This window comes from Pigmentiphaga sp. H8, from assembly GCF_003854895.1.
In the GTDB taxonomy this organism is placed as follows: Bacteria; Pseudomonadota; Gammaproteobacteria; order Burkholderiales; family Burkholderiaceae_B; genus Pigmentiphaga.
In genome coordinates this window covers 2,326,446-2,352,785 of the sequence record NZ_CP033966.1, presented here as the reverse complement: position 1 = coordinate 2,352,785, position 26,340 = coordinate 2,326,446, and the positions used below count along the sequence as shown (strand labels likewise).

Genomic DNA, 26,340 nt, shown 5'->3' with positions numbered 1-26,340 from the left:
GGCCCGCTACGGCGGCGGCGGATCCGGATAGCTCACTTCCAGGATTTCCAGTTCATCCACGCCCGACGGGGTGCGCAGCACGACCGTATCGCCCTCGCGCGCCTTGATCAAGGCACGCGCCACGGGCGAGATCCAGCTGATCCGACCCTGCAGCGGTTCGGCCTCGTCCACGCCCACGATGGTCACCGTGTGTTCCTCGCCGGCACGGTCCATGTAGTTGACCGTGGCGCCGAAGAACACCTGGTCGCGGTTGGGCTGGGCGGAGGTGTCCACCACTTCGGCGATGTCCAGGCGGCGGGTCAGGAAACGCATGCGGCGGTCGATCTCGCGCAGGCGCTTCTTGCCGTACAGGTAGTCGCCGTTCTCGGAACGGTCGCCATTGGAGGCGGCCCACGACACGATCTGCACCACCGACGGCCGCTCCACGTTCATCAGGTGGACCAGTTCGCCGCGCAGGCGCGCGTAGCCGTCGGGCGTCATGTAGTTGCGCACGCCGGCCGGCAGGGCCAGGTGCTCGGGCAGGTCGTCGTCGTCCTGGCCCTCGGATTCTTTGACAAAAGCCTTGTTCATGAAGCTCAAAACCAGTCGTGCCAGATAGGCGTCAGCTGCGCGGGCAAGGGAGGCAGGCAGCCCAGGTCGACCCGGCTTTCCTCGGGGCCGTGGAAGTCCGAGCCGCGCGAGGCCAGGAAGCCATAGCGCGTGGCGACCTCGGCATACTCGCGATACTGGTCGGGCGTATGGCTGCCCGTGACGACCTCGATGCCGCGCCCGCCCAGTTGCAGGAATTCATCGTACAGCGCATGGAACTGCAGCGGCGTGTAGGGATAGCGGCCCGGATGGGCAATGGCGGCCACGCCGCCGGCGCCCCGTATCCATCCCACGGCATCGGCAAGCGTGGCCCAGCGCATGGGTACGTAGCCGGGCTTGCCCTCCACCAGGTAGTTCTGAAAGACCTCGCCCACGTCCTTGCACACGCCGCGCTCGACCAGGAAACGCGCGAAGTGCGTACGGCTGATCAGTTGCGGATTGCCGACGTGGACCAGCGCCCCCTCGAACGCGTCCGGGATGCCGACCGCCGCCAGTTGCGCCGCCATTTCGCGGGCGCGGCGCTCGCGGCCGGAGCGGGTGTCGCGCAGCCCCTCGACCAGCACCGCATCGTCGGGATCGACGCGCAGGCCCACGATGTGGACCGTTTCCCCGGCCCAGGTGACCGAGATCTCCACCCCCGGGACGAAGCGCATGCCCAGTTCCCGCGAAGCCGCCGCGGCCTCGTGCAGGCCGCCGACCTCGTCGTGATCGGTCAGCGCCAGTACGTCGACGCCATTGCGGCGCGCCCGCGCCGCCAGCTCGGCGGGCGGCAGCATGCCGTCCGACACCTGGGAATGGCAGTGCAGATCGACGTTCAGGGCGGATTCCATGTTCACATTGTAGGACGGCCACTCGGCACCGTCGCCGCCCGCGCCAGGAAATCTGCTACGAGTTGCGCCACCTCGGCCGGACGATCCTGATGCAGCATGTGGCCGGCATCGGCGACCGTCACCCGTTGCAGGCAAGCAACGCCAGCCAGCCTGTCCTCGTAGCCCGGCTCCGCCCATGCCCGGGCGCGGACGGCGCTGTCAGCGGCTTCCACCCACAGCACCGGCGCCGTGATCGCACGCCAGCAGGCCAGCACCTCTTCCAACCGATAAAGGACACGATTGACGATCTTGTGGACGGGATCGGCACGCAGCCGCCACCGCTCCCCTTCGGGACAGCCGTTCTCGCGGGCCAGGAACAGCGCCTTCGCGGCATCCAGTCTGGGATTGTCCCGCATCAGGCGCTGCGCATAGGCCTCGGGACTGTCGTAGTCCCCCAGCCGCGCGCCGGCCACGATCTGATCCATCCACTGCCGCAGCCGGCCCGGCGCCGCGTCGGCCGGCTGCGCCGACAGCCCCATCCCTTCCAGGTTGGCCACCGCCGCCACTCGTTCGGGGCGCACGCCGGCGTACAGCATGGCCATGTTGCCGCCCATGCTGTGCCCCAACAGCCGGACGGGAGAAGAAGGCGACAAATGACGGCAGAAAGCGTCCAGATCACCCAGGTATTCGCCGACCTCGTAGCAATCGCCGCCTCCCCACTGCGTCCTGCCGAAGCCGCGCCAGTCAGGCGCCACGACATGGAAATCGCCCGCCAAGCGGTCCGCCACGAACTGGAACGAGGCCGACGAATCCATCCAGCCGTGGAGCGCCAGCAGCAACGGCGCGCTGCTGTCGCCCCAATGACGAAAATGGTGACGCAAACCCCGAACATCCAGATACTCCGATCGCGGGGCTACAAGCGGCTCGTACATGATCATTTATCGACAATTAGGGGAAATTGGAGGAAAACCCGCGAAAAGACGGGGCTCGTGAGGCGTTTGGCCTGGCACCGCGGGCACCAAAGCCATTGCGGTTATCGGTCAGGTCAGTAATGATTGCTATATAACGCAGCAAACCCCGTCCGCCGACCTGGCCGGACCAGATCCTGAATCCAGCGGAGGGTTATGGAAGACCAGTACCAGGCACTCTACACCACGTTCCGTTGGTGGGTCCCGCAACGCCTGAACATCGCCGATGTCTGCTGCCGCCGCTGGACCGTCACCAGCGCCGATGCCCGCCGCATCGCGATCTACGCCGAAGATGCCGAAGGACGGCGCGAAGTCTGGACCTACGGCCGCCTGCACGAATACGCCAACCGCTTCTCCAATGGCCTGCGCCGCATGGGCGTGCAGCGCGGCGACCGCGTCGCCATCGCCCTGCCCCAGCGCCCCGAAGCCGTCGTCGCCCATATCGCCGTCTACCAGATGGGCGCCATTACCGTCCCGCTGTCGGTCGCGCTGAACGCCCAGACCTACGAACAGCGGCTGCGCGACAGCGAAGCCCGGATCGCCATCGTCGACGGCGCCGCGGCGGCGGCCCTGCTGCCAGCCACCGAGCACTGTCCCCTGCTGCGCCAGACGGTCGGCATCGACCTGGACGACGAGCGGGTCCTTTCCTGGCGCACGCTGCTCGCCCGCCAGGAAAGTGCCTTCGACATGCACCCCACCTCGGCCTCCGACCCCGCGCTGCTGCTCTATACGGCGGGCGCGGGCAGCGTGCCCAAGGGCGTGGTCCTGCCCCACGCCACCCTGATCGGCAACCTGCCCGGCTTCGTGGCCGCCCAGAACTGGTTCCCCCAGCCCGCCGACGTCCTGTGGACGGCCTCCGAATGGGGCAGCCCCCACGGCCTGTTCGGCGCGCTGCTACCGGGCCTGTATTTCGGCCAGCCGGTAGTGGGCATGCGCCAGCCGCCCGATCCCGACGCCACGTTCGCCCTGCTGGAACGCTACCGCGTCACCAACATCGCGCTGACCACCCGCGACCTGCGCCGGCTGCTCAAGGCCGTGCCCCGCCCCGCCGAGCGCCACCGGCTGGCCCTGCGCGCCATCACCGCCACCGACACCTCGCTGGGCGCGGCGCTGTTCGAACAATGCAAGGCGGCACTGGGGGTCGAACCCAACGAGACCTTCAGCCAGGTCGAGATCGGCACCGTCATCGGCCAGAGCGGCCAGAAATGGCCCGCCCGGGCGGGCAGCCTGGGCAGGCCCTACCCCGGCCACCAGATCGCCATCGTCGATGCCCTGGGCCGGCCGGTCGCCACCGGCGAACATGGCGAGATCGCCGTCAACCGCTACGACATCCATGGCCATCCCGATCCCTCCTTCTTCGCCGGCTACTGGCGGGGCGAGGAAACCGGGCGGCCGGTCAGCGGGACCTGGCATCGCACGGGCGATCTCGCCCGGCAGGATGCCGACGGCTACCTCTGGTACGTGGGCCGCCTGGACGAAATGTTCCAGTTGGGCAGCCGCCTGGTGGCGCCCGGCCCCATCGAGGACTGCCTGACCCAGCACCCCGAGGTGGTCGAGGCGGTGGTCGTGCCGACGCCGGACGGCAGCGGCATCAAGGCCTACGTCGTCGCCCTGGCCGTGCCGGAACAGGACAAGGCCGGACGCGAGGCGGCCCTGCGGGAAGCCCTGCTGTCGCACGCCTGCGCGCAGCTCGGCCAGGACGGCGCGCCCAAGGAGATCGAATTCGTCGAGGCCCTGCCGCTCACTCCCTCGGGCAAGATCCGGCGCCAGGCGCTCAGGCAGATCGAGGACGATCGCGGCCGGAAATGGCCGACAGCTCCAGCGAGCGCAACTCCGCTTCCGTGAAGCCCGCCGCCCGGCGGGCGGGCATATTGAACGGACCGAACTGGCCCGGCGCGTCGTAGCGCCGGGCCAGCACCGCGTAGTGGTCCACGGGATCGACGCCCTCGCGCTCGCACAGATACCGGTACCAGCGGTTGCCGATGGCCACGTGGCCGATCTCGTCGCGCAGGATGATGTCCAGGATGCCGGCCGCCGCCGCGTCTCCCGCTCCGGCCAGCTTGGCCCGTATCGCAGGACTGACGTCCAGCCCGCGGGCCTCCAGCGTACGCGGCACCAGCGCCATCCGGGCCAGCGGATCGAGCCGGGTCCGCTCGGCCATTTGCCACAGCCCGTCGTGGGCGGGGAAATCGCCGTAGGCATGGCCCAGGATGCGCAGATGCTCGGCCAACAGCGAAAAATGCAGGGCTTCCTCGCCGGCGACCTTCAGCCAGTCCAGGTAGTAGTCCTGGGGCATGCCGGCGAAGCGCCAGACCGCGTCCAGCGCCAGGTTGATCGCGTTGAACTCGATATGGGCCAGCGCGTGCAGCAGCGCCGCCCGCGCCTCGACCGAGGCCACGCCCCGCCCCGGCACATCGCGCGGCGACACCAGCGGCGGCCGGGCCGGCCGGCCCGGCACTCCCGCGGGCTCTTGCAAGACGCGGCCGGCGTCCACATATATAGACGTGGCCGCCAGTTCGCGGGTACCGGCGGCCTTCCCGGCCGGGTCATCCAGGACCAGCAGCGCGCAGGCGGCCTGCCGCAGTTCCAGTTCAGCAGTCATGGGGTGCATTGTAGAATGGCCGGTCAAGGCGACCACTGCAGCCGCCCATTTTTTCCGAGGAAGCCTTCTTGTCCGACCAACTCAAGAAATACCTGTTCGAGGACCAGACGGTCCGGGCCGAAGTCGTGTCCATCCGCGAGACCTGGAAGGAAATCCAGGCGCGGCACGACTATCCGTCCGCCGTCCAGAAGCTGCTCGGCGAACTCGTCGCGGCCAGTGCGCTGCTGGCCGCCAACATCAAGTTCAACGGCACCGTGGTGCTGCAATTGCAGGGCGATGGCCCGATCGGCCTGATCGTGGTGGAATGCCACGCCGATCTGGGCATGCGGGCGACCGTCAAGCTGCGCGAAGGCCATGCCGTGCCCGACGACGGCACCTTCCAAAGCCTGCTGAACCCCAACGGCGGCGGCCGCTTCTCGGTGGTACTGGATCCGCAGGAGCGCCTGCCCGGCCAGCAGCCCTATCAGGGCATCGTCGCCCTGCAGGGCGAATCGGTGGCCCAGGCGCTGGAGCACTACATGCTGGCTTCCGAACAGCTGCAGACGCGCATCTGGCTGGCCGCCGACACCGGCTGCGCCGCCGGCGTGCTGCTGCAACAATTGCCCCGCCAGGGCGGCAAGGCGGCCGCCGAACCCGCGCCGGCCTCGGTCGCGGACGACACCTGGGAACGCGCCCAGATCCTGGCCGAGACCATCAAGTCCGAGGAACTGCTCACGCTGACGCCCGACGCGCTGGTCCGGCGCCTGTACTGGCAGGAAACCCTGCGGACCTTCGAACCGGCCGCCGTGTCGTACCGCTGCACCTGCTCGCGCGAAAAGGTGGCCGATGTGCTGCTGCGCCTGGGCAGGGAAGAAATCGACGACATCCTGGCCGAACAGGGACGCGTCCAGATCAATTGCGACTACTGCGTGAAAAGCTTCGAGTTCGACCCGGTCGATTGCGCGGAGTTGTTCGCGAACGCGTCGGCCAAGGTTCGGCACCAGAGCGAAGCGCGGCATTAAGGAACCAGCGCCTCCTCATTGGCTGGCGGCCGTGGTTCCCACAATCGACGCATCGCCCGCGTGCGGGCACGCTGGAGGGCTCTTCCAGCCACTCTCCGTCCATGCGCTCTCTTCTTCGCCAGCGCGGTGCCGCCATGGCCGAATTCACGGTCATCGCCCTTCCTTTGCTATGGGCGGGCCTGGGCGCCTTCGAAACGGGCCGCTGGCTGCTGATGCGCCAGGCCGTCGGCTACGCCCTGTTCGAGGCCGCTCGCGCCGGAACCGCGGCGCGAGCCGATCCGGCGGCCACCGCCCAAGCCTTCGAACGCGCGCTGTCTCCCGCCCTGGGCGTCCGCGCCACGCCGAACCCGGACGAGCAGTTGTCCGCGGTGCGGGCGCGCATGGCAAGCTGGGCCCGCACCCACGGCCTGCGCATGGCGCGGCTCGAGCAACTCAGCCCGACTCCCGCCAGCTTCCAGGACTTCGCGGTCGGCCGCTCGGCGGGACCACGCGAACTCGACTACGACTACCAGCGCCTGCACCACGACACGGTCTACCTTTCACGCTACCGCGGCGGTATCGGTCCACGCTCGGGCCAGACCTTGTTCGACGCCAATACACTGGTGCTGCGGCTGACCTATCTGCACGCCCCCTATCTGCCAGGCATGCGCGCCCTGCTGCGGTCGTTGGCGAGCGCATCGGAAAGCGATGACTACGTGAAACAGGCTCGCGCGGCGGGCCTGCTGGTGATACGCCGCGAAATCGCCATGCCGATGCAGTCGGCGGCGCGCGAGCATGGCAGGAACCGGGATCTGCTCGGTCCCTAGGCCCGGCGTCAGCGCGAGCGGGGAGCGGCCGCCGGCCGGGAGGCCGGCTGAGCCGCGCTGGCCGGCACGGTGCCGGCCGGCGGGGTGTCGACGATCTGCACGAAGGCCTCGTTCTGGCGCAGCATGCCGAGTTCGTAGCGGGCCCGCTCCTCGATGGCGTCGGTCCCGCTCTTCAAGTCGCGTACTTCGGCATCCAGCGCGACGTTGCGCGTGCGCAGCTCGTCATTGCTATGCCGCTGGGCATCGAGCTGGCGCTCGAGTTCCCAGGTGCGCAGCCAACCGCCCTTACCCAGCCAGAGCGGATACTGGATCATCACCAGCAGCAAGGCGATTATCAGCGTGAGCAGGCGCATGGAGGCTCTTCCGTGGACCGCGCCGCACGGGCGGCGCGGCCGCGCGCATCAGCGCAGGTTGTAGAAAGCCTCGCGGCCGGGATAGTGGGCGACGTCACCCAGGTCTTCCTCGATCCGCAGCAGCTGGTTGTACTTGGCCATGCGGTCCGAGCGCGACATCGACCCCGTCTTGATCTGCAGCGCGTTGGTGGCCACGGCGATGTCGGCGATGGTCGTGTCCTCGGTCTCGCCCGAACGGTGCGACACCACGGCCGTGTAGCCGGCGCGCTTGGCCATCTCGATCGCCGCGAAGGTTTCCGTCAGCGTGCCGATCTGGTTGATCTTGATCAGGATCGAGTTGGCGATGTTCTGCTCGATGCCACGCTTCAGGATGCTGGTGTTGGTGACGAACAGATCGTCGCCCACCAATTGCACCTTCTTGCCCAGCTGCTCGGTCAGGTACTTCCAGCCGTCCCAATCGTTCTCGGCCATGCCGTCCTCGATCGAGATGATCGGATACTTGTCGCACCAGGTGGCCAGCATGTGGGTCAGTTCCTGCGCGCTCAGGGTCACGCCCTCGCCTTCCAGGCGGTACTTGCCGTCGCGGAAGAATTCCGAGCTGGCGCAGTCCAGGCCCAGGGCGATCTGGCTGCCGGGCTCGTAGCCGGCCTTCTCGATGGCCTGCAGCACGAGCTGGATGGCCGCCTCGTGGTTCTCGACGTTGGGGGCGAAGCCGCCTTCGTCGCCCACGGCGGTGGACATGCCCTTGTCATGAATCAGTTTCTTCAGCGCGTGGAAGACTTCGGCGCCCATGCGCAGCGATTCGCGGAAGCTGCTGGCCCCCACCGGCAGGATCATGAATTCCTGCATGTCGAGGTTGTTGTTGGCGTGCGCGCCGCCGTTGATGACGTTCATCATCGGGACGGGCATGCTCATCGCGCCGCTGCCGCCGAAATAGCGGTACAGGGGCAGGCTGCATTCCTCGGCGGCGGCCTTGGCCACGGCCATGCTGACGGCCAGCATGGCGTTGGCGCCCAGGCGCTCCTTGTTCTCGGTGCCGTCCAGTTCGATCAGGGTACGGTCCAGGAAGGCCTGTTCCTGCGCATCCAGGCCCATCAGCGCTTCGGCGATCTCGGTATTGACGTTCTCGACGGCCTTGAGCACGCCCTTGCCCAGGTAGCGCGACTTGTCGCCGTCGCGCAGCTCGATGGCTTCGCGCGCGCCGGTGGACGCGCCCGAGGGCACGGCGGCGCGGCCCATCGCGCCCGATTCCAGCAGCACGTCGCACTCGACGGTGGGATTGCCGCGGGAATCAATGATCTCGCGCCCGATGATGTCTACGATTGCGCTCATAGGAGTCCAGTCTCAAGAAAAGTTATTGGAAATCGTTTTCGAGGAACCCGTGACGCTTGGTCACGCGGTCGAGTTCTATCAGCGATGCCAGCAGGTCGCCCATGCGCGCCAGCGGCACGGCGTTGGGCCCGTCGGACTTGGCATGGGCCGGATCCGGGTGCGTTTCCATGAACAGGCCCGACACGCCCACGGCCACCGCCGCCCGCGCCAGCACCGGCACGAATTCGCGCTGCCCGCCGGAAGTGGTGCCCTGCCCGCCCGGAAGCTGGACCGAGTGCGTGGCGTCGAACACGACGGGGCAATCCGTTTCGCGCATGATAGCGAGCGAGCGCATGTCCGACACGAGATTGTTGTAGCCAAACGATGCACCGCGCTCGCACACCAGGATGTTGCCGCCGTCGCCGCCCGCCTCGACCGCGGCCTCGCGGGCCTTGGCCACGACGTTGACCATGTCGTGCGGCGCCAGGAACTGGCCCTTCTTGATGTTGACCGGCTTGAGCGTGGCCGCGCAGGCACGGATGAAATCGGTCTGGCGGCACAGGAAGGCCGGCGTCTGCAGCATGTCCACCACGTCGGCCACGGGGCGGGCCTGCTCGGTCTCATGCACGTCGGTCAGCACCGGCACGCCGACCTGCGCCTTCACCTCGGACAGCACCTTCAGCCCGAAGTCCATGCCCATGCCGCGGAACGACTGGCTCGAGCTGCGGTTGGCCTTGTCGAACGAACTCTTGTAGATGAAGGGGATGCCGAGCTTGCCGGTCAGCTCCTTCAGGACGCCGGCCGTGTCGATCGCCATCTGCTGCGATTCGATCACGCAGGGTCCGGCGATCAGGAAGAACGGCCTGGCAAGGCCGATCTCGAAGCCGCAGATGGGATAGCTGCGGGTCGAGGCGTGCGGGTCTTGGCTCATGGTGACCTCCAGGCGCTCAGCCCTGCTCCGCCGTCACGCGCTGCAACTTGTGCTTGCGCGCCGCGCGGATATAGGCCGAGAACAACGGATGGCCGTCGCGCGGCGTGGACGTGAACTCGGGGTGGAACTGCACACCCATGAACCACGGGTGGTTGGGCAATTCCATCATTTCCGGCAGATTCTCGGTGGGCGTGCGCGCGCTGATGACCATGCCGGCATCTTCCAGCTTGGGCACGTACACGTTGTTCACCTCGTAGCGATGGCGGTGGCGCTCGTTCACCTCGTCGCCGTAGATGTCGTGCGCCATCGTATCGGCCTTGACCGGGCAGCGCTGCGCGCCCTTGCGCATGGTGCCGCCCAGGTCGGACGTGTTGGAGCGGCGCTCGACGCGGCCCTCGCGGTCCATCCACTCGGTGATCAGCGCGACCACGGGGTGCAGCGTGTCCGGGTCGAATTCCGTACTGTTGGCGCCGGCCAGGCCGGCCACGTGGCGGGCGAACTCGATCACCGCAAGCTGCATGCCCAGGCAGATGCCCAGGTAGGGCACGCCGTTCTCGCGGGCATAGCGGATCGCCTGGATCTTGCCTTCGGTCCCCCGCTTGCCGAAGCCGCCGGGCACCAGGATCGCGTCGAACTTGCTCAGCTTGCCCACGCCTTCGCTCTCGATTTCCTCGGAGTCGATGTAGTCCACCACCACCTTGCAGCGGGTGTGGATGCCGGCGTGCACCAGCGCTTCGGTCAGCGACTTGTACGACTCGGTCAGGTCGACGTACTTGCCGACCATCGCGATGTGGACCTCGCCCTCGGGGTTCTCGCGGGCATGGACCAGTTGATCCCACATGGACAGGTCGGCCGGCTGGGGCTGCAGCCCCAGCGTTTCGCAGACGAGCTCGTCCAGGCCCTGCTTGTGCAGCATGGCGGGAATCTTGTAGATGGAATCGACGTCCCAGACCGAAATGACCGCGTCCAGCGGCACGTTCGAGAACATCGAGATCTTGGCGCGCTCGTCGTCCGGGATGGGACGGTCGGCGCGGCACAGCAGCGCATGCGGGTAGATGCCGATCTCGCGCAGCTTCTGCACCGAGTGCTGCGTGGGCTTGGTCTTGAGTTCGCCGGCCGAGGCGATGAACGGCACCAGGGTCAGGTGCACGAAGGCGGCGCCGCCGCGCCCCAGGCGCAGGCTCATCTGGCGCGCGGCCTCGAGGAAGGGCAGCGACTCGATGTCGCCCACCGTGCCGCCGATCTCGACGATGGCGACGTCGGTCTCGCCATCCCAGGCCGCCGACGCGCCGCGCGCGATGAAGTCCTGGATCTCGTTGGTGATGTGCGGGATGACCTGCACGGTCTTGCCCAGGTAGTCGCCCCGCCGTTCCTTGCGCAGCACCGACTCGTAGATCTGGCCGGTGGTGAAGTTGTTCACCTTGCGCATGCGCGCGGAGATGAAGCGCTCGTAGTGGCCCAGGTCCAGGTCGGTCTCGGCGCCGTCTTCGGTGACGAAGACCTCGCCGTGCTGGAACGGGCTCATCGTGCCGGGATCGACGTTGATGTAGGGATCGAGCTTGAGGAGGGTGACTTTGAGGCCGCGCGATTCGAGGATAGCGGCCAGAGACGCGGCGGCAATGCCTTTCCCCAGGGAAGACACCACGCCACCGGTAACGAATACGTACTTGGTCATTGCCAATGGCGCCCGGTTTTTGCCGAGCGCTTGCGGGAAATTGGAATTATAGCGGGAGTTGCGAAAGCTCGCGATCCAAGCGCGCGTAACCTTTGGCGACAAAAAGACATGGCCCCCCCCTACGCCCTTCGGGCGCCCCCCAGGGGGCGGCGCTGGCGGACCGGCGGAGCCGGATCCGCGGCGCCCTGGGTCTACCCCTAATACAACACGAGCGTATCCAGGGCGGGGCGGTCGCCTTCGAGGGTGCCGGTCTGGGAGGTCTCGGCGAAGAAGACCTGGCCGTCGTAGCGGCCGACGGCGTCGCGGGTGGCGCCGGTTTCGTAGTCCACACGCGACTCTTCGGCGCGGCCGGTGCGGGCGAACAGGGTCAGTTGGCGCAGCGATTGCAGCCACCAGCGGCGTGTGGCGCGGTCGTAGGCAAGCGTCAGTTCGGCCGAGGTGGAGATTTCTTCCGCCTTGGAGACGCTGCGGTCCGTGACGACCACGCGCTGCTGGCGTATGGCCAGCTCCAGGTTGCGGTCGGCTGACAGGTCCACGCCGCAGGTGGCGCACGGCAGGACGAACCCCCAGCCCGTGGCCTCGAAGCCCAGGGGACCTCGCGTTCCCAGCAGCAGCGCGCGGCGCCCCTCGGCATTGCGGTAGACCTGCGCCACGCCCGGCGCGTCCTGGCCCAGGTCCCCCTGCACTTCCCGCTCCAGCGTGAACCCCTCCGGAACGAAGGCCTCGGGCCGCGAGGCGACGGCCGGAATGGCCAGCGCCGCCGGGATGTAGGGCCCGCCGGCCTCGGCGTGCGCGGAAACGGCCGGCACCGCCATCACTACGGCCAGGGCAGCCCGCCGGGCCGCCCCGCCCCACTCAAACCGACGCGGCAACGGCGGAGGTATCCAGCTTGGCCGCGGTCTTCTCGACCACTTCCTGGGCCGTGACGCCGGGGGCCAGCTCGACCAGGCTGAGCCCCTGCGGCGTGACGTCCAGCACCGCCAGGTCGGTGATGATGCGGTTCACCACGCCCACGCCCGTCAGCGGCAGCGTGCACGCGGGCAGGATCTTCAGGTCGACCGTGCCGTCCTTCTTGCGGGCCACGTGCTCCATCAGGATCACCACCCGTCCGACGCCGGCCACGAGGTCCATGGCGCCGCCCATGCCCTTGATCATCTTGCCCGGGATCATCCAGTTGGCCAGGTCGCCCTGCTCGGACACCTGCATCGCCCCCAGGATGGCCAGGTTGATCTTGCCGCCGCGGATCATGCCGAAGGAATCCGACGACGAGAAGATGGACGAGCCCGGCAGCGTGGTCACCGTCTGCTTGCCGGCGTTGATCAGGTCGGGATCGACCTCGTCCTCGGTGGGAAACGGCCCGATGCCCAGCAGCCCGTTCTCGGACTGCAGCCAGACCTCCAGCCCCTCGGGCACGTGATTGGCCACCAGCGTCGGCAGCCCGATGCCCAGGTTCACGTAGAAACCATCCTGCAACTCACGCGCCGCCCGCGCGGCCATCTCATCGCGAGTCCATGCCATGTCATTTCTCCTTGATATCCGTCGACCCAGGGCGCCGTGGATCCGGCTCCGCCGGTCCACCAGCGCCGCCCCCTGGGGGGCGCCCGAAGGGCGTAGGGGGGGTTACCTTACCGTCCGTTGTTCTATGCGCTTTTCCGGGGTCGCATTCAGGACCAGGCGGTGCACATAGATACCGGGCAGGTGGATGTGATCCGGATCCAGTTCGCCGTTCTCGACGATGCGCTCGACCTCGGCCACCGTGACCTTGCCGGCCATCGCGGCGTTGGGGTTGAAGTTGCGGGCGGTCTTGTTGAAGATCAGGTTGCCGCTCTTGTCGGCCACCAGGGCCTTGACCAGCGCCACGTCGGGCACCAGCGAGCGCTCCATGACATATTTCTTGCCGTCGAATTCGCGGATTTCCTTGCCCTCGGCCACCTGGGTGCCCACGCCGGTGGCCGTGAAGAAGGCCGGGATGCCGGCGCCGCCGGCGCGCAGCTTCTCGGCCAGCGTGCCCTGGGGCGTGAATTCCACTTCCAGCTCGCCCGCCAGGTACTGGCGCTCGAACTCCTTGTTTTCGCCGACGTACGAAGAGATCATCTTGCGGATCTGCCGCGTTTCCAGCAGCAGGCCCAGGCCGGCGCCGTCGATGCCCGCGTTGTTGCTGATGCAGGTCAGATTCTTGACACCGGTATCGCGCAGCGCGGCAATCAGGGCTTCGGGTATGCCGCACAGGCCGAAACCGCCGACCGCCAGGGTCTGCCCGTCCCGCACGATGTCCGCTAGCGCCTCGCGGGCGCTGGCATAGACCTTGTTCATCGTCTTCCTCGCTAACGTGGTGGCCAACGGCCGTGATCGCTTGAAATACAATCGGGGATGATACTTCCAACTATCTTAGCTTAGCGGCGACACCGCCGGTTCCGCACCCCCACCCCACCCGGAGGAACCCTGTACATGCAAGGCAACGAACGCGAGTCGATGGAATATGACGTGGTCATCGTCGGAGGCGGGCCCGCCGGCCTGTCCACCGCGATCCGCCTCAAGCAGCTTGCTGCCGAGAAAGGCCGCGAAATCGGAGTCTGCATACTGGAGAAAGGCAGCGAGATCGGCGCCCACGTCCTGTCCGGCGCGGTCATGGACCCGCGCGCGCTGACCGAACTGATTCCCGACTGGAAGGCCAAGGGCGCGCCGCTGAACACTCCCGTCAGCGAAGACCGCTTCCTGTTCCTGTCCGAAACCGGCGCCCGCGCCACGCCCGGCTGGCTGCTGCCGGCCTGTTTCCACAACACCGGCAACTACGTCGTCAGCCTGGGCAAGGTGGCCCGCTGGCTGGGCGAACAGGCCGAGGCCCTGGGCGTGGACCTTTTCCCCGGCTTCGCCGCCGCCGAAATCCTCTACAACGAGGACGGTTCGGTCAAAGGCGTGGCCACCGGCGACATGGGCGTGGGCCGCGACGGCCAGCCCACCGACCAGTACCAGCCGGGCATGGAACTGCATGCCCGCTACACGATCTTCGCCGAAGGCTCGCGCGGCCACCTGGGCCGCCAGTTGAACGAGAAGCTCAAGCTGGATGCCGGCAAGGACCCGCAAAGCTACGGCATCGGCATCAAGGAACTGTGGGAGATCGATCCCGCCAAGCACCAGCCCGGGCTGGTCGTCCACACCGCCGGCTGGCCGCTGGACGCCGACACCTACGGCGGCTCGTTCCTGTACCACCTCGAAGACAACAAGGTCGCCATCGGCCTGATCGTGGGCCTGGACTACAGCAACCCGTGGCTGTCGCCCTTCGAGGAATTCCAGCGCTTCAAGACCCACCCTTCGATCCGGGGCTTCCTCGAGGGCGGCAAGCGCATCGCCTACGGCGCGCGCTCCATCACGGCCGGCGGCCTGCTGTCCCTGCCCCGCCTGGCCTTCCCGGGCGGCGCGCTGGTCGGCTGCGAGGCCGGCTTCCTGAACGCCTCGCGCATCAAGGGCAGCCACGCGGCCATCAAGAGCGGCATGCTGGCGGCCGAGGCCGCGTTCGAGGCCATCGAGGCCGGCCGCAGCCACGACGAACTGGCCAGCTACCCGGCCGCCTTCGAGGCCTCCTGGCTGCGCGAGGAACTGAACAAGTCGCGCAATTTCAAGCAGTGGTTCAAGAAGGGCCGCACGGTCGGCACGCTGATGACCGGCATCGAACAGTGGCTGCTGCGCGGAAACTTCCCCTGGACGCTGCACCGCGACAAGCCCGACCACGTCTACCTGAAGCCCGCCGCGGACTGCCCGCGCATCGAATATCCCAAGCCCGACGGCAAGCTGACCTTCGACCGGCTGGGCTCGGTGTTCATCTCGAACACCAACCACGAGGAAAACGAGCCCATCCACCTGACGCTCAAGGATCCCTCGGTTCCGGTCGACGTCAACCTCGCGCGCTACGCCGGCCCGGAAAGCCGCTACTGCCCGGCCGGGGTCTACGAGTTCGTGAAGGACGACACCGGCACCGAACGCCTGCAGATCAACGCCCAGAACTGCGTCCACTGCAAGACCTGCGACATCAAGGACCCCACGCAGAATATCGTCTGGGTCACGCCGCAAGGGGGCGAAGGGCCGGTCTACAACGAGATGTGATCGGGCGGCGGCCTCAGGCCGGACCGTGCAGCGGCCGGGTCGCCACCAGGAAGTCCTCGTCCGTCTGCCAGTGCGCCGCGTCGACGGCAAAGCACCGGCGCACGAAGTCGCGCGTCAGTACCGCGCGCGGCTCGCCATCCGCCAGCACCCGCCCTTCCCACAGCGCCACGATGCGGTCGGCATACTGGGCCGCCAGGTTCATGTCGTGCATGGTCACGATCACCGCCGCGCCGGTGCGATGCGCGAAATCGCGGATCGCCGTGCATACCGAGTGCTGGTGATGCGGATCCAGGCTGGCGCACGGTTCGTCCAGCAGCAATAGCCGGCCAGCGCCCGACCCGGTTTCGCCGGGCCAGATCTGCGCCAGCACCCGCGCCAGATGCACCCGGGCCTGCTCCCCGCCCGACAGCGCGGGCATGGAGCGCTGGGCCAGATGCGTGACCCCTGCCGTTTCCAGCGCCGCCCGGACGATGCCTTCGAGCTGCCGGCGCGGCTCGCTGCGCGCCAGGCACCCCAGGTGCACCACCTCGTCCACGGTGAACGGCAGGCTCAGCCCGGCCCGCTGGGGCAGCACCGCCCGCTGCCGGGCCAGTTCGCCGGCCGCCCACTGGCGCAGCGGCCGCCCCTTGAACAGCACCTCGCCCGCGGCCGGCCCCAGATCGCCCGCCATGGTCGACAACAGCGTGGACTTCCCCGCGCCGTTGGGGCCGATCAGCATCACGACCTCGCCCTCGGCCACGGCGCAATCGATGCCGTCCAACACCACCCGCGGATGCGGCTGGCCGGCCTGGCGGCGCGCGACCGTCAATGAACGGACTTCCAGCATGCTCGTCATCCTTCGAACATCCTGCCCTTGGCCCGCAGCAGCAGGAACAGGAAGAACGGCGCCCCGATCAGCGCGGTCAGCACGCCTATGGGCAGTTCGGCCGGCGCGATGATCAGGCGGGCGACCAGGTCGGCCCCCACCGTCAACGCGGCGCCCAGCAGGGCCGCGCCGGGCAGCACGATGCGCGCGTCCGGCCCCGCCATCAGGCGGATGCAGTGCGGCGCGACCAGGCCCAGGAAGCCGATGATGCCGCAGAAGGCCACCGCCATGCCCACCGCCAGCGCGCTGAACACCACCGCCAGCGCCTTCAGGCTTTCCACCGCCACGCCCAGGTGGCGGGCCTCGGCCTCGCCCAGGGCCATCGCATTGAGCCCGCTGCGCAGGCGCCACATGCCCGCCAGCGCCACCGCGCCGACCACGGACACGACGCCCACGATGGGCCAGGTGGCGGGTGCCAGGCTGCCCAGGTTCCAGAAGGTCAGATTGCGCAGCTGCTCGTCGGTCGCCATGTAGCTGGCGAGCCCGATCAGCGCCATGGCGATGGCGTTCATGGCGATCCCCGCCAGCAGCATGGCGGCCACGGATACGCCCAGCGAGGTGCGGCCGATACGGTAGACCAGCAAGGTGGTCAGCACGCCTCCGGCGAAGGCGGCGACCGGCAGCAGCGCCAGCCCCATGGCCTGGGCCAGCGCCGGCCACCACAGGTTGCCGAACACGATGGTCAGCGCGACCGCGAGCGCCGCCCCGCTGGACACCCCGATCAGGCCGGGATCGGCCAAGGGGTTGCGGAACAGGCCTTGCAGCGTCGCGCCCGCCATGCCCAGCAGCGCGCCCACCGCCACGCCCAGCATCACGCGCGGCAGGCGTATGGTCCACAGCACGCCCATCTGCTGGGGCTCGAACCCGCCCTGGGACAGGCCCGCCTTGTGCAGCAGGATGGCCAGCACGTTGGACGCCGAGATGGGATAGGCGCCGCGGCCGGCGGCCACCACCACCAGCACCGCCAGCAGCGCGGCCAGGACCGCGAACAGCCAGGCGGCCGGCATGCGGCCCGCTCTTACCCGGGCCCAGCCCGACGGCGGCGTGGCCGTCTCCACGCTGGAAACAGTCGTCACGGCGCCGACCTCATGCGCCGAGCGCGCCATACAGGTCTTCGACCGCCTGCGGCAGGCGTGGACCGAAGCCCAGCAGCAGCACGATGTCGAACAACACCGCGCGCTGGTTCCGGCCGGCGGGCGTCATCGCCAGGCCCGGCGTGGCCAGCAGGCGCGCCCGGGCATCCGGCTCCTGCGTGCCGTCGAAGGTGCCGACGATGGCATCGGGCGCCGCGCTGGCCAGCGACTCGGCCGACAAGGGCTTGTAGTTGGCGAAGTCGCCGCCGAACACATTGACCGCGCCGACCAGCTTGAGCATCGCGTCGGCGCCCGTATCCCGCCCGGCCGCCATGGTGCTGGCGCCATGCCGCATCACGCAGGCCACGCGCAGTGGCCGGCCGCCCGGCCCGCGCAGCGGCGCCGCCGCGATGCGGGCCTGCAAGGCCTGCCAGCGCGACGACAGCCCGTCGGCCAGCGCCTGGCCTTCGGCCTGCCGGCCCAGCGCGGCCGCCACGGTACCGATGCGCCCCAACACGCCGTCGAAGGTGTAGTCGCCATCGACGTGCACGACCTTGACCCCCGCCGACTCGATCTGCCGCAGCACCGCGGGCGGACCCGCCTCCTGGCCCGCCAGCAGCACCTGCGGCCCCAGGGACAGCACGCCTTCGGCCGACAGCGTGCGCTGGTAGCCGACCTTGGGCAGCGCCAGGGCCTGGGGCGGGTAAAGGCTGCTGGTATCGACCGCCAACAGCTGGGATTGGCCGCCCAGCGCATAGACGATCTCGGTCACGCCGGCTCCCACCGACACCACGCGCGGCCCCTGGGCCAGCGGCCGGGCGGCGCGCGCCACCGGCGCCAGGGCCCCCAGCAGAAGGCCGGCCGGCAGCGCCGCCAGCAAAGCCCGGCGGCGCTCCGTCATAGTGGACATCGACATCATTCCCTCACGCGAGCGACGGCTCGCCCTTCAGATCATAGCTGCGCGCCAGCAGCACGGCGAAGCGCTCGAAGGCGGCGCTGGCCCCGGCCACCACCCTGTCCTGCTCCTGGGCGGACAGGCCGCTGCCATCCAGCGCCTGGACGAAACGCTTCCACGCCGCCCCGCGGCCGTCGGCAGGCGATGCCAGGTTGCGGGCGCCGAAGTTCTCGTCCAGCCCCAGCCGCTGGCCCGCTTCCTTGAACAGGAAGGCCGCGCCCAGCTTGGAGCCCTCGGACACGTACAGCCAGCCCAGGCCTTCGGGCAGGGCCATGCCCTGCCCCCGCGGCGCTTCGCCGGCCTCGGGAATGGCCTGCCCCAGGTCCTGCAGATCGGCGTGCGCCGCCGCCAGCCGGGGCCGCGTGGCCAGGTCCGGAATCCGGGCCGCGTAGGCCTGGTCGTCGTACAGCGACTCGATGTCGCGCTGGAAAAGATACTGGGCGGCGACGAAGCGGCCATAGTTCTCCCGGGTGTCGAACGGCTTGAGCGACATCACGAGCTTGTCGAGCTTCTCGTGCAAGGGAGCGGTTTCGGTTTTCAGGCGCAGGGCCAGCGACGGCGAAGAGGCGCTTTGGAGCGACATGGCGTAATACCTCGGACGGAAATGCAAAGGAGAATCGATCTCAATTACATCGAATTATGCCTGCTCGGCCGGCATCTGTCTCGCCTCGCGCGCTTCCTTCCCTCGTATTCCCTCTTCCCACGCAAAGCAATTGTGACTCCGGCGCACGGTATTCCAGGGCCCTGGGCTCGGCTCCTACGTTTATCATCGATACATCCCATTGGCGCGGCCCGCGAGGGCCGCCAGCACCATCAGGCATAGCCAGGAGAATCCCCATGACGGAACGCACCCATCGCCACGGTCTGCAAGTGGCGAACGAACTCGACCGCTTCATCGAACAGGAAGCCCTTCCCGGCACCGGCCTCGACAGCGATCGCTTCTGGCAAGGCTTCTCGCGGATCGTGCACGACCTCGCGCCCAAGAACCGCGCGCTGCTGGCCGAGCGCGACCGCCTGCAGGCCGAGATCGACGGCTGGCACCGCGCCCATCCCGGCCCCGTCAGCGACCAGGCGGCCTACCGCGCCTTCCTGGAACGCATCGGCTACCTGCTGCCCCAGCCCGAACAGGTCCGCGTCACCACCGACAACGTCGACACCGAGATCGCCGAACAGGCCGGTCCGCAGCTCGTGGTGCCGGTCTCCAACCAGCGCTATGCCCTGAACGCCGCCAACGCGCGCTGGGGCAGCCTGTACGACGCCCTCTACGGCACCGACGCCCTGCCCGAGACCGGCGGCGCCGAACGCAGCGCCGGCTACAACCCCGTGCGCGGCCAGGCCGTCATCGCCCGCGCCCGCGCCTTCCTCGACCAGGCCGCGCCGCTGGCCCAGGGCTCGCATGCCGACGCCACCGGCTACTCGGTGCGCGACGGCAAGCTCGTGGTGGCGCTCAAGCAGGGCGAAACCGGCCTGCGCCGGCCCGAACAGTTCGCCGGCCACCAGGGCCAGGCCCAGGCGCCCTCGGCCGTCCTGCTCAAGGGCAACGGCCTGCACTTCGAGATCCAGGTCGACCGCGCCAGCCAGATCGGCGCCACCGACGCCGCCGGCGTCAAGGACGTCGTGCTGGAATCGGCCATCACCACCATCATGGACTGCGAAGACTCCGTCGCCGCGGTCGACACCGACGACAAGGTCAAGATCTACCGCAACTGGCTGGGCCTGAACAAGGGCGACCTGACCGAGGAAGTCACCAAGAACGGCAAGACCTTCACCCGCCGCCTGAACGCCGACCGCGAATACACCGCCGCCGACGGCTCGTCGCTGACGCTGCATGGGCGCTCGCTGATGTTCGTGCGCCACGTCGGCCACCTGATGACCAACCCCGCCGTGCTGGACCAGGACGGCAACGAGATCCCGGAAGGCATCCTGGACGCCGTCGTCGCCACGCTGGCCTCGCTGCCCGACCTGAAAATCCGCCGCAACTCGCGCAAGGGCTCGTTCTACGTCGTCAAGCCCAAGATGCACGGCCCGGCCGAAGTGGCCTTCGCCAGCGAACTGTTCGACCGCGTCGAAGACCTGCTGGGCCTGCCGCGCCACGCGATGAAGATGGGCATCATGGACGAGGAGCGCCGCACCAGCGTCAACCTCAAAGCCTGCATCGCCGCCGCCAGCCCCCGCGTGGCCTTCATCAACACCGGCTTCCTGGACCGCACCGGCGACGAGATCCACACCGCCATGGAGGCCGGCCCCATGCTGCGCAAGGGCGACATGAAGGCCTCGGCCTGGATCGCCGCCTACGAACGCAGCAACGTGCTGATCGGCCTGGACGCCGGCCTTCGCGGCCGCGCCCAGATCGGCAAGGGCATGTGGGCCATGCCCGACCTGATGGCCGCCATGCTGGAACAGAAGATCGCCCACCCCAAGGCCGGCGCCAACACCGCCTGGGTCCCCTCGCCCACCGCCGCCACCCTGCACGCCATGCATTACCACCAGGTGGACGTGCAGGCCGTCCAGCAGGAACTGGAAAAGACCAGGCTGAGCGCGGTCAGCCAGGAACTCCAGCAAGGCCTCCTGACCGTCCCCGTCGGCGACCCCGCCGCCTGGTCGCCCGCCGACATCCAGCAGGAACTCGAGAACAACGCCCAGGGCATCCTGGGCTACGTGGTGCGCTGGATCGACCAGGGCGTGGGCTGCTCCAAGGTGCCCGACATCCACAACGTCGGCCTGATGGAAGACCGCGCCACCCTGCGCATCTCCAGCCAGCACATCGCCAACTGGCTGCGCCACGGCATCACCAACGAAGCCCAGGTCCGCGACGTGCTCAAGCGCATGGCCAAGGTGGTCGACCAGCAGAACGCCAGCGATCCGCTGTACGAACCCATGTCCGGCAACGAGGAAACTTCCCTGGCCTTCCAGGCCGCCTCGGCCCTGGTCTTCGAAGGCCGCAGCCAGCCCAACGGCTACACCGAACCGCTGCTGCACGCCTACCGCGCGAAGAAAAAGGCGCAAACCCGCTAGCTGCCCACCCGCCCCCGCCGCAGGCCGTGTCCGGCCCGCCGCGGGGGCGGCCGTCTCAAGCCCCTTTCTTCGACGCGTCCCCCGCGTACTGATCCACCGCCCCCGCCATCTCGCGCAACACATCCTCCATGGACTTCACCCCGTAGGGATAGAAAGCCTTCTTCTCCCCCCGCTTCCAACGCTCCCGCACCTGCGGATCCCGCAAATCCCAATCCGGCCGTATCTCCCGCGTCAGCGCCCGCAACTCCCCATGCAGCTCCGCCACCGACGGACGCCCCCAGTAATAATAGCCGTTCCAGACCTTGCGTATCTTCAGCCCCGGGGCCAATAGCAGGGTATGCGGAATCATCGGTTCATGCTGCGTGTCCGTGTACTCCAGGATATCCAGCTCGTCCCGCACCCGCCTCTGCTCGTCGTACAAGAACGGATAGTGCGCCCCCAACTGCTGGCGCAGATTGTTGGTCGTATGCCAGTCGTCAATGGTCACCACCACCAGCCGGCAGTTGCCCACCACCAACTGCGGATGGAACCGCGTCAACGCCTTCAACTGCTCGCGGTCCTTCGGGCAGAAAAACCCGCGGATCAGCACCAGCAGCATGGGGTCGTCCCCCTGCAGCGCCGACAACGCGCGGGCCGTCTTCGTATGGTCGGGCAGGACATAATCGGGCAGCACCTGCCCCGCTTCCAGCTTCACCGTCATGATGCACCTCCTGTTGAACCAGGATGACGCGCGGCAAGCGCCGTGCCCACGGCCATTTTGACGCGCTGCGGGACGGGCACTATTCTTAGCGGGCACAAGAAACCCATGAGGAGACCAACCATGCCCCACCGCCTCCGCGCCCCGTTCGCGCGCCGCGCCTTCCTCGCACAATGTGTGGCCGTCGCAACGCTTGCCGGCGTCGCGCTCCAGCCCACGGCCCACGCCGCCGACGCCTACCCCTCCAAACCCGTCACCCTGGTCACCTCCTTCTCCGTCGGCAGCGGCCCCGACACCGTCCTGCGCCTGGTCGCCGATCGCCTGGGCAAGGCCTGGGGCCAGCGCGTCGTGGTCGAGAACCGGCCCGGCGGCGCCGGTTTCATCGCCATCGATTCCTTCAAGCGCGCGGCCCCCGACGGCTACTCGCTGCTGCAGCTCGACAGCGAACAGCTCGCCGCCCTGCCCCACCTGTACAAGAGCCGCCAGTACGATCCCGACAAGGTCTTCGACCCCGTCGCCACCCTGTTCATCACCCCCTTCCTGGTTTCCGTCTCCGCCCAGTCGCCGTGGAAATCCGTTTCCGACCTGGTCGCCGCCGCCAAGGCCAAGCCCGGCCAGGTCACCTACGGATCCTGGGGCATAGGCAGCCCCGGCCACCTGGGTGGCATCGCCCTGGAAAGCGAAGCCAGCGTCAGCATGCAACACGTGCCCTACAAGGAGGTCGGGCAGTTGTACGCGGCCGTCAGCACCCAGGAAGTGAACTGGAGCATGGCCACCATCGCCTCCAGCCAGGGCCCCTACCAGGCCGGCAAGCTGCGCTACATCGCGGTCGCGGCGCCCAAGCGCATTCCGCAGATGCCCGACGTGCCCACCGTGGCCGAAAGCGGCGGGCCCGCCAGCCTGGACGTCAACTCCTTCGTCGTGCTGCTGGCGCCCAAGGGTCTCCCGGCCGCCATCCGCGACAAGATCAACGCCGACGTCGCCAAGGTCGTGGCCGATCCCGAGATCAAGAAGCGCCTGGACACCTTCGCCTTCCAGACCATCAGCTGGTCGCCCGACGAGATCCGCCGCCAGGTCGCGGCCAAGTCCAAGACCTACCAAGGCCTGATCCAGAAAGCCAACGTCACGCTGGAATGACGCGCAAAGCAAGCATGAAGGTCTGCATCGTGGGCGCCGGCGCCATCGGCGGATTCATCGGTGCCCGCCTGGCGGCCACCGGCGCCTGCTCGGTCAGCGCCCTGGCTCGCGGCGCCACGCTGGCGGCGCTGCAATCGCACGGCTGGCGGCTGCGGCAGGACGGCGGACTCGTCCAGGCGCCGGTCACGACCAGCGACCGGGCGCAAGCCCTGGGCCCGCAGGACCTGGTGGTGATCGCCGTCAAGGGCCCCGCCCTGGCCGCCGTCGCGGACGGGCTCGCGCCCCTGCTGGGTCCGGATACCGCCGTGCTGCCGGCCATGAACGGTGTACCGTGGTGGTTCGCGCACGGCATCCTGCCGCCAGAACAGGCCGCCCTGTCGACCATCGACCCCGACGGCCGGATCGCGCGCGGCATCCCCGCCGCGCGCGTGGTCGGCTGCGTCGTCCATGCCAGCACCTCGACGCCGGAGCCGGGCCTGGTCCAGCACCACATGGGGGGCGGCCTCATCATCGGCGAACCGGACGGCACCGCTTCGGCGCGGGTGGAGCGCATCGCCGCACTGCTCGCGCAGGCGGGCTTCGACGTCACCGCCTCGCGGGCCATCCGCCACGACATCTGGTACAAGCTGTGGGGCAACATGACCATGAACCCGGTCTCGGCCATCACCGGCGCCACGGTCGATCGCATCCTGGACGATCCGCTGGTGCGCCGGTTCTGCTCCGATGCCATGGACGAAGCCGCGCGCATCGGGCGCGAACTGGGCTGCGCCATCGACCAGAGCGCCGAGGACCGCCACGCCGTCACGCGCAAGCTCGGCGCCTTCAAGAGCTCCATGCTGCAGGATGCGCAAGCCGGCCGCCCGCTGGAGCTGGACGCCATCGTGGCCGTGGTGCGCGAATTGGGGCAGAAAGTGGGCGTGCCCACGCCCAACATCGACGCCTTGTTCGGCCTGGCCCGACTGTACGGCCGGGCGCATGGCCTCTATCCGGACGTCAGCGCGTAGAAGAAGAAACGAAGAACGCGCCGATCACCGTCTTGACGTCGGTGACCTCCCCCTGGCGGATCCAGGCCATCAGATCCTCCAGCGGGGCGGTGAACACCTCCAGGAACTCGTGCTCGTCCAGCTTCTGCTCGCCCCGCTCCAGGCCCTCGGCCAGGAACAGCACGATGCGCTCGTTGGCATAGGCGATGGCGTTGTGGATGGTGGTGAGCTCGGTCCACTTGCTGGCCCGGTAGCCCGTTTCCTCCAGCAGTTCCCGCTGCGCGGTGGCCAGCGGGGCCTCGCCGGGATCGATCTTGCCAGCCGGAAATTCGATGAAGGCCCGGTGCATGGGGTAGCGGTACTGCCGCACCAGCACCACCTGCCCGTCCGGCAGCATGGGCACGATCATGGACGCGCCCGGATGCATGATGTATTCGCGCGTGGCGGTCGCCCCGCCCGGCAGCCGGACGGTGTCGCGGCGCACGTCCAGCAGTTTGCCGCGGAACACCGCTTCGCTGGTCAGGGGCGCTTCGCGCAGCCGGTCCGAACTGCGCGCCAGTTCCTCCAGGGCTCGATCATCGCTCATCGAGCAGTCCGTTTGAAAAGATAACGGTACACGAAACCCGGGTAGGCCAACACGAGATACAGCGTCAAGGTAATGGCGTAGAACTGCCATCCCTGGGGAAACACGTTGCCCAGGCTGGCCTCGAAACCCAGGCCGATGCCGCCGACCACCAGATACAGCACCAGCACCTCGACCAGCCTCAGCCAGAAAGGCTTGCGGGCAGGCGCGCCGTCCCGGCGAAAGGCCACCGCGCCGAACACGCGTTCCGACAGGAACGGCAGGTTCGCGGTCACCAGGGCCAGCAGGATCAGGACGTAGATGGCGAGGGTCTGTTTCAAGGCGGGGTTCCTGTCACGACAAACCCGGTCGGGAACGGCGGCGGCGCGGCCGCGCCGCCGCCGGGGCAGAAGCTCAGAGCGCGAGCGAGCTGGAGATGGCCTGGGCGCACAGGGCGACCAACGGCGCGGGGAACACCCCCAGGACCAACAGCAGCACGCCGTTGACCGACAGCACGGTACGAAAGCCCGCCGAGCCTTGCAGCGGGGCCTGGTCGACCGGATCGTCGAAGTACACGACCTTCACCACCCGCAGGTAGTAGAAAGCGCCGATCAGCGAGAACAGCACGGCCACCACGGCCAGCACGACGTGGTTGGTCTGGATCAGCGACTGCAGCACCGCCAGCTTGGCGTAGAAGCCGACCGTGGGCGGAATGCCGGTAAGCGAGAACATCTGCACCAGCATCACGCCTGCGAACCACGGGTTGCGGCGGTTCAGGCCCTTCAGGTCGTCGACGTTCTCGCACTCGAAGCCCGAGCGCGACAGCAGCATCAGCACGCCGAACGAGCTGAGCGTGGTCAGCACGTAGACGACCACGTAGAACATGGCCGAGGTGTAGGCGTTCTGGGCGTTGAAGGCGCTGCCCTCGACCACGCCGGACATCAGGCCCAGCAGCACGAAGCCCATGTGCGAGATGGTCGAATAGGCCAGCATGCGCTTGATGTTGGACTGCATGATGGCGGCCAGGTTGCCGATGGCCAGCGACAGCACGGCCATGATCGCCAGCATGGGCTGCCAGTCGGCCGCCAGGCCGAACAGGCCGTCGACCAGCAGGCGCAGCACGATGGCGAAGGCGGCCAGCTTGGGCGCGCCGCCCAGCAGCAGCGTCACGGCCGTGGGCGCGCCCTGGTAAACGTCGGGCACCCACATGTGGAACGGCACGACGCCGAGCTTGAACGCCAGGCCCGCGACCAGGAACACCAGCCCGAAGACCAGGATCATGTGGTTGTCGGTGGCACCGGAGGTGGCGCGTGCGATGCCGGCCAGGTTCAGCGTGCCGGTGGCGCCATAGATCATGGACATGCCGTACAGCAGCAGGCCCGAGGCCAGCGCGCCCAGCACGAAATACTTCATGGCCGCCTCGGTGGACACGGTGTGCTCGCGGCGCAGCGCGACCAGCGCGTAGAACGACAGCGACATCAGCTCCAGGCCAAGGTAGATCGTCAGCATGTTGCCGGCCGAGATCATGACCATCTGGCCCAGCAGCGCCAGCAGCGACAGCACGTACAGCTCGCCGCCGCGCAGCATGCCGCGGTCCTTGGCGTAGCCCTTGCCGTAGATCAGCGTCACGCCCACCGCGATGTACGAGAACACCTTGAGCACGTGGGCCAGGCTGTCGGTCACGTACATGCCGTCGAAGGCCGCGCCCTGCACGCCCGAGGCCAGGTCCGACAGGCTCATCCAGGTCAGCACCACCAGCGTGGCCAGGGACAGGATGTGCGTCACCGCGCGGCCTTCATCCTTGACGAACAGGTCGATCAGCAGGATGGCGGACGTCAGCACCAGCAGCGTGATCTCCGGCGCGACGAGAGACAGGTTCAGATTGGCGAATTCCATTGCGTAACGTCC

General features: G+C 68.3%; 26 protein-coding genes. 7 read left to right on the top strand and 19 right to left on the bottom strand.

Translation table 11 applies throughout. From position 1 onward, the window contains the following. Positions 1-6 precede the first annotated feature (6 nt). From greB to EGT29_RS11215, 3 genes are read right to left on the bottom strand one after another with little or no spacing between them, the layout of a single operon-like run. On the bottom strand, positions 7-570 hold the full coding sequence (gene greB / locus EGT29_RS11225; RefSeq protein ID WP_124689071.1) for a transcription elongation factor GreB: 564 nt from the start codon (positions 568-570) through the stop codon (positions 7-9). A gap of 5 nt (positions 571-575) precedes the next feature. After that, the gene (locus EGT29_RS11220; protein ID WP_370282949.1) at positions 576-1,418 is read right to left on the bottom strand and encodes a 3',5'-nucleoside bisphosphate phosphatase; all 843 of its coding nucleotides are present in this window, start codon (positions 1,416-1,418) and stop codon (positions 576-578) included. A 2-nt stretch (positions 1,419-1,420) separates the two neighbouring features. After that, positions 1,421-2,278 (bottom strand): alpha/beta fold hydrolase, encoded by an 858-nt coding sequence (locus EGT29_RS11215; protein WP_238160365.1) that lies wholly within the window; start codon positions 2,276-2,278, stop codon positions 1,421-1,423. Between the two features lie 243 nt (positions 2,279-2,521). On the opposite strand from EGT29_RS11215, the gene EGT29_RS11210 reads away from it, so the two are divergent. Beyond that, positions 2,522-4,210, top strand: a complete 1,689-nt coding sequence (locus tag EGT29_RS11210; protein WP_124689068.1) for an acyl-CoA synthetase — start codon at positions 2,522-2,524, stop codon at positions 4,208-4,210. Here the strand turns inward: EGT29_RS11210 and EGT29_RS11205 are convergent. Beyond that, positions 4,140-4,967, bottom strand: coding sequence for a ferritin-like domain-containing protein (locus EGT29_RS11205; protein ID WP_124689067.1), 828 nt, complete (start codon positions 4,965-4,967; stop codon positions 4,140-4,142). The genes EGT29_RS11210 and EGT29_RS11205 overlap by 71 nt on opposite strands. Positions 4,968-5,035: 68 nt before the next feature. Here EGT29_RS11205 and hslO point away from each other — a divergent pair, with 68 nt between their 5' ends. Together hslO and EGT29_RS11195 are read left to right on the top strand one after the other, a co-directional pair. After that, entirely contained in the window at positions 5,036-5,968 is a 933-nt protein-coding gene (gene hslO, locus EGT29_RS11200; RefSeq protein WP_124689066.1) for an Hsp33 family molecular chaperone HslO, read from the top strand. Between the two features lie 134 nt (positions 5,969-6,102). Continuing rightward, positions 6,103-6,774, top strand: a complete 672-nt coding sequence (locus tag EGT29_RS11195; protein ID WP_161567788.1) for a hypothetical protein — start codon at positions 6,103-6,105, stop codon at positions 6,772-6,774. Positions 6,775-6,782: 8 nt separating this feature from the next. Here EGT29_RS11195 and ftsB read toward each other — a convergent pair whose 3' ends face one another. The 7 genes from ftsB to EGT29_RS11160 all read right to left on the bottom strand — a co-directional run bounded on the left by ftsB (position 6,783) and on the right by EGT29_RS11160 (position 13,357). Continuing rightward, positions 6,783-7,127, bottom strand: a complete 345-nt coding sequence (gene ftsB, locus EGT29_RS11190) for a cell division protein FtsB (protein ID WP_124689064.1) — start codon at positions 7,125-7,127, stop codon at positions 6,783-6,785. A gap of 48 nt (positions 7,128-7,175) precedes the next feature. Next, positions 7,176-8,459 (bottom strand): phosphopyruvate hydratase, encoded by a 1,284-nt coding sequence (eno, locus tag EGT29_RS11185; RefSeq protein ID WP_124689063.1) that lies wholly within the window; start codon positions 8,457-8,459, stop codon positions 7,176-7,178. A gap of 22 nt (positions 8,460-8,481) precedes the next feature. After that, positions 8,482-9,369, bottom strand: a complete 888-nt coding sequence (kdsA, locus tag EGT29_RS11180) for a 3-deoxy-8-phosphooctulonate synthase (RefSeq protein WP_124689062.1) — start codon at positions 9,367-9,369, stop codon at positions 8,482-8,484. A gap of 16 nt (positions 9,370-9,385) precedes the next feature. Further along, positions 9,386-11,044 carry a CTP synthase gene (locus tag EGT29_RS11175; protein ID WP_124689061.1) on the bottom strand — a complete coding sequence of 553 codons (1,659 nt, stop codon included), beginning with the start codon at positions 11,042-11,044 and terminating at the stop codon, positions 9,386-9,388. Positions 11,045-11,241: 197 nt separating this feature from the next. Beyond that, on the bottom strand, positions 11,242-11,916 hold the full coding sequence (locus EGT29_RS11170) for a hypothetical protein (RefSeq protein ID WP_161567787.1): 675 nt from the start codon (positions 11,914-11,916) through the stop codon (positions 11,242-11,244). Next, positions 11,900-12,562, bottom strand: coding sequence for a 3-oxoacid CoA-transferase subunit B (locus EGT29_RS11165; RefSeq protein WP_124689059.1), 663 nt, complete (start codon positions 12,560-12,562; stop codon positions 11,900-11,902). The genes EGT29_RS11170 and EGT29_RS11165 overlap by 17 nt, the downstream gene beginning before the upstream one ends. Positions 12,563-12,664: 102 nt before the next feature. After that, positions 12,665-13,357 (bottom strand): CoA transferase subunit A, encoded by a 693-nt coding sequence (locus tag EGT29_RS11160; RefSeq protein ID WP_124689058.1) that lies wholly within the window; start codon positions 13,355-13,357, stop codon positions 12,665-12,667. Positions 13,358-13,516: 159 nt separating this feature from the next. Here EGT29_RS11160 and EGT29_RS11155 point away from each other — a divergent pair, with 159 nt between their 5' ends. Further along, the gene (locus EGT29_RS11155) at positions 13,517-15,145 is read left to right on the top strand and encodes an electron transfer flavoprotein-ubiquinone oxidoreductase (RefSeq protein WP_124692310.1); all 1,629 of its coding nucleotides are present in this window, start codon (positions 13,517-13,519) and stop codon (positions 15,143-15,145) included. Between the two features lie 13 nt (positions 15,146-15,158). Here EGT29_RS11155 and EGT29_RS11150 read toward each other — a convergent pair whose 3' ends face one another. From EGT29_RS11150 to EGT29_RS11135, 4 genes are read right to left on the bottom strand one after another with little or no spacing between them, the layout of a single operon-like run. Beyond that, on the bottom strand, positions 15,159-15,980 hold the full coding sequence (locus tag EGT29_RS11150) for a heme ABC transporter ATP-binding protein (protein WP_202865611.1): 822 nt from the start codon (positions 15,978-15,980) through the stop codon (positions 15,159-15,161). Next, positions 15,977-17,116, bottom strand: coding sequence for a FecCD family ABC transporter permease (locus tag EGT29_RS11145; protein WP_370282947.1), 1,140 nt, complete (start codon positions 17,114-17,116; stop codon positions 15,977-15,979). The genes EGT29_RS11150 and EGT29_RS11145 overlap by 4 nt, the downstream gene beginning before the upstream one ends. Beyond that, positions 17,097-17,993 carry a hemin ABC transporter substrate-binding protein gene (locus EGT29_RS11140; RefSeq protein ID WP_238160363.1) on the bottom strand — a complete coding sequence of 299 codons (897 nt, stop codon included), beginning with the start codon at positions 17,991-17,993 and terminating at the stop codon, positions 17,097-17,099. The genes EGT29_RS11145 and EGT29_RS11140 overlap by 20 nt, the downstream gene beginning before the upstream one ends. A gap of 13 nt (positions 17,994-18,006) precedes the next feature. Continuing rightward, on the bottom strand, positions 18,007-18,621 hold the full coding sequence (locus EGT29_RS11135; protein ID WP_124689056.1) for a biliverdin-producing heme oxygenase: 615 nt from the start codon (positions 18,619-18,621) through the stop codon (positions 18,007-18,009). Between the two features lie 254 nt (positions 18,622-18,875). On the opposite strand from EGT29_RS11135, the gene EGT29_RS11130 reads away from it, so the two are divergent. Further along, complete coding sequence (locus EGT29_RS11130; protein ID WP_124689055.1) at positions 18,876-21,053, top strand: malate synthase G; 2,178 nt, start codon at positions 18,876-18,878, stop codon at positions 21,051-21,053. Between the two features lie 55 nt (positions 21,054-21,108). On the opposite strand, the gene EGT29_RS11125 is transcribed toward EGT29_RS11130, so the two are convergent. Next, positions 21,109-21,753 (bottom strand): peroxiredoxin-like family protein, encoded by a 645-nt coding sequence (locus EGT29_RS11125; protein WP_124689054.1) that lies wholly within the window; start codon positions 21,751-21,753, stop codon positions 21,109-21,111. A 120-nt stretch (positions 21,754-21,873) separates the two neighbouring features. Between EGT29_RS11125 and EGT29_RS11120 the strand changes: the two genes are divergently transcribed. Together EGT29_RS11120 and EGT29_RS11115 are read left to right on the top strand one after the other, a co-directional pair. Then, positions 21,874-22,887, top strand: a complete 1,014-nt coding sequence (locus EGT29_RS11120) for a tripartite tricarboxylate transporter substrate binding protein (protein WP_124689053.1) — start codon at positions 21,874-21,876, stop codon at positions 22,885-22,887. Between the two features lie 14 nt (positions 22,888-22,901). Next, positions 22,902-23,891 (top strand): 2-dehydropantoate 2-reductase, encoded by a 990-nt coding sequence (locus tag EGT29_RS11115; RefSeq protein ID WP_124692307.1) that lies wholly within the window; start codon positions 22,902-22,904, stop codon positions 23,889-23,891. Here the strand turns inward: EGT29_RS11115 and EGT29_RS11110 are convergent. The 3 genes from EGT29_RS11110 to nuoN form a co-directional block, all read right to left on the bottom strand. Continuing rightward, positions 23,881-24,456, bottom strand: a complete 576-nt coding sequence (locus tag EGT29_RS11110; RefSeq protein WP_124689052.1) for an NUDIX domain-containing protein — start codon at positions 24,454-24,456, stop codon at positions 23,881-23,883. The genes EGT29_RS11115 and EGT29_RS11110 overlap by 11 nt on opposite strands. Continuing rightward, entirely contained in the window at positions 24,453-24,773 is a 321-nt protein-coding gene (locus EGT29_RS11105) for a DUF2818 family protein (protein WP_124689051.1), read from the bottom strand. The genes EGT29_RS11110 and EGT29_RS11105 overlap by 4 nt, the downstream gene beginning before the upstream one ends. A gap of 73 nt (positions 24,774-24,846) precedes the next feature. After that, positions 24,847-26,328 carry an NADH-quinone oxidoreductase subunit NuoN gene (gene nuoN, locus EGT29_RS11100; protein WP_124689050.1) on the bottom strand — a complete coding sequence of 494 codons (1,482 nt, stop codon included), beginning with the start codon at positions 26,326-26,328 and terminating at the stop codon, positions 24,847-24,849. Positions 26,329-26,340 lie beyond the last annotated feature (12 nt).

What these genes read in the sequence shown, in the direction of transcription:
- EGT29_RS11115 (WP_124692307.1), top strand. Translation starts at nt 22,902, where the DNA reads ATGAAGGTCTGCATCGTGGGCGCCGGCGCCATCGGCGGATTCATCGGT.
- EGT29_RS11150 (WP_202865611.1), bottom strand. Translation starts at nt 15,980, where the DNA reads ATGACGAGCATGCTGGAAGTCCGTTCATTGACGGTCGCGCGCCGCCAG.
- EGT29_RS11175 (WP_124689061.1), bottom strand. Translation starts at nt 11,044, where the DNA reads ATGACCAAGTACGTATTCGTTACCGGTGGCGTGGTGTCTTCCCTGGGG.
- EGT29_RS11145 (WP_370282947.1), bottom strand. Translation starts at nt 17,116, where the DNA reads ATGGCGCGCTCGGCGCATGAGGTCGGCGCCGTGACGACTGTTTCCAGC.
- kdsA (WP_124689062.1), bottom strand. Translation starts at nt 9,369, where the DNA reads ATGAGCCAAGACCCGCACGCCTCGACCCGCAGCTATCCCATCTGCGGC.
- ftsB (WP_124689064.1), bottom strand. Translation starts at nt 7,127, where the DNA reads ATGCGCCTGCTCACGCTGATAATCGCCTTGCTGCTGGTGATGATCCAG.
- EGT29_RS11120 (WP_124689053.1), top strand. Translation starts at nt 21,874, where the DNA reads ATGCCCCACCGCCTCCGCGCCCCGTTCGCGCGCCGCGCCTTCCTCGCA.
- EGT29_RS11155 (WP_124692310.1), top strand. Translation starts at nt 13,517, where the DNA reads ATGGAATATGACGTGGTCATCGTCGGAGGCGGGCCCGCCGGCCTGTCC.
- EGT29_RS11210 (WP_124689068.1), top strand. Translation starts at nt 2,522, where the DNA reads ATGGAAGACCAGTACCAGGCACTCTACACCACGTTCCGTTGGTGGGTC.
- EGT29_RS11140 (WP_238160363.1), bottom strand. Translation starts at nt 17,993, where the DNA reads ATGTCCACTATGACGGAGCGCCGCCGGGCTTTGCTGGCGGCGCTGCCG.
- EGT29_RS11135 (WP_124689056.1), bottom strand. Translation starts at nt 18,621, where the DNA reads ATGTCGCTCCAAAGCGCCTCTTCGCCGTCGCTGGCCCTGCGCCTGAAA.
- EGT29_RS11160 (WP_124689058.1), bottom strand. Translation starts at nt 13,357, where the DNA reads ATGAACAAGGTCTATGCCAGCGCCCGCGAGGCGCTAGCGGACATCGTG.
- EGT29_RS11130 (WP_124689055.1), top strand. Translation starts at nt 18,876, where the DNA reads ATGACGGAACGCACCCATCGCCACGGTCTGCAAGTGGCGAACGAACTC.
- EGT29_RS11195 (WP_161567788.1), top strand. Translation starts at nt 6,103, where the DNA reads ATGGCCGAATTCACGGTCATCGCCCTTCCTTTGCTATGGGCGGGCCTG.
- EGT29_RS11205 (WP_124689067.1), bottom strand. Translation starts at nt 4,967, where the DNA reads ATGACTGCTGAACTGGAACTGCGGCAGGCCGCCTGCGCGCTGCTGGTC.
- nuoN (WP_124689050.1), bottom strand. Translation starts at nt 26,328, where the DNA reads ATGGAATTCGCCAATCTGAACCTGTCTCTCGTCGCGCCGGAGATCACG.
- greB (WP_124689071.1), bottom strand. Translation starts at nt 570, where the DNA reads ATGAACAAGGCTTTTGTCAAAGAATCCGAGGGCCAGGACGACGACGAC.
- EGT29_RS11125 (WP_124689054.1), bottom strand. Translation starts at nt 21,753, where the DNA reads ATGACGGTGAAGCTGGAAGCGGGGCAGGTGCTGCCCGATTATGTCCTG.
- EGT29_RS11165 (WP_124689059.1), bottom strand. Translation starts at nt 12,562, where the DNA reads ATGGCATGGACTCGCGATGAGATGGCCGCGCGGGCGGCGCGTGAGTTG.
- EGT29_RS11220 (WP_370282949.1), bottom strand. Translation starts at nt 1,418, where the DNA reads ATGGAATCCGCCCTGAACGTCGATCTGCACTGCCATTCCCAGGTGTCG.
- eno (WP_124689063.1), bottom strand. Translation starts at nt 8,459, where the DNA reads ATGAGCGCAATCGTAGACATCATCGGGCGCGAGATCATTGATTCCCGC.
- EGT29_RS11110 (WP_124689052.1), bottom strand. Translation starts at nt 24,456, where the DNA reads ATGAGCGATGATCGAGCCCTGGAGGAACTGGCGCGCAGTTCGGACCGG.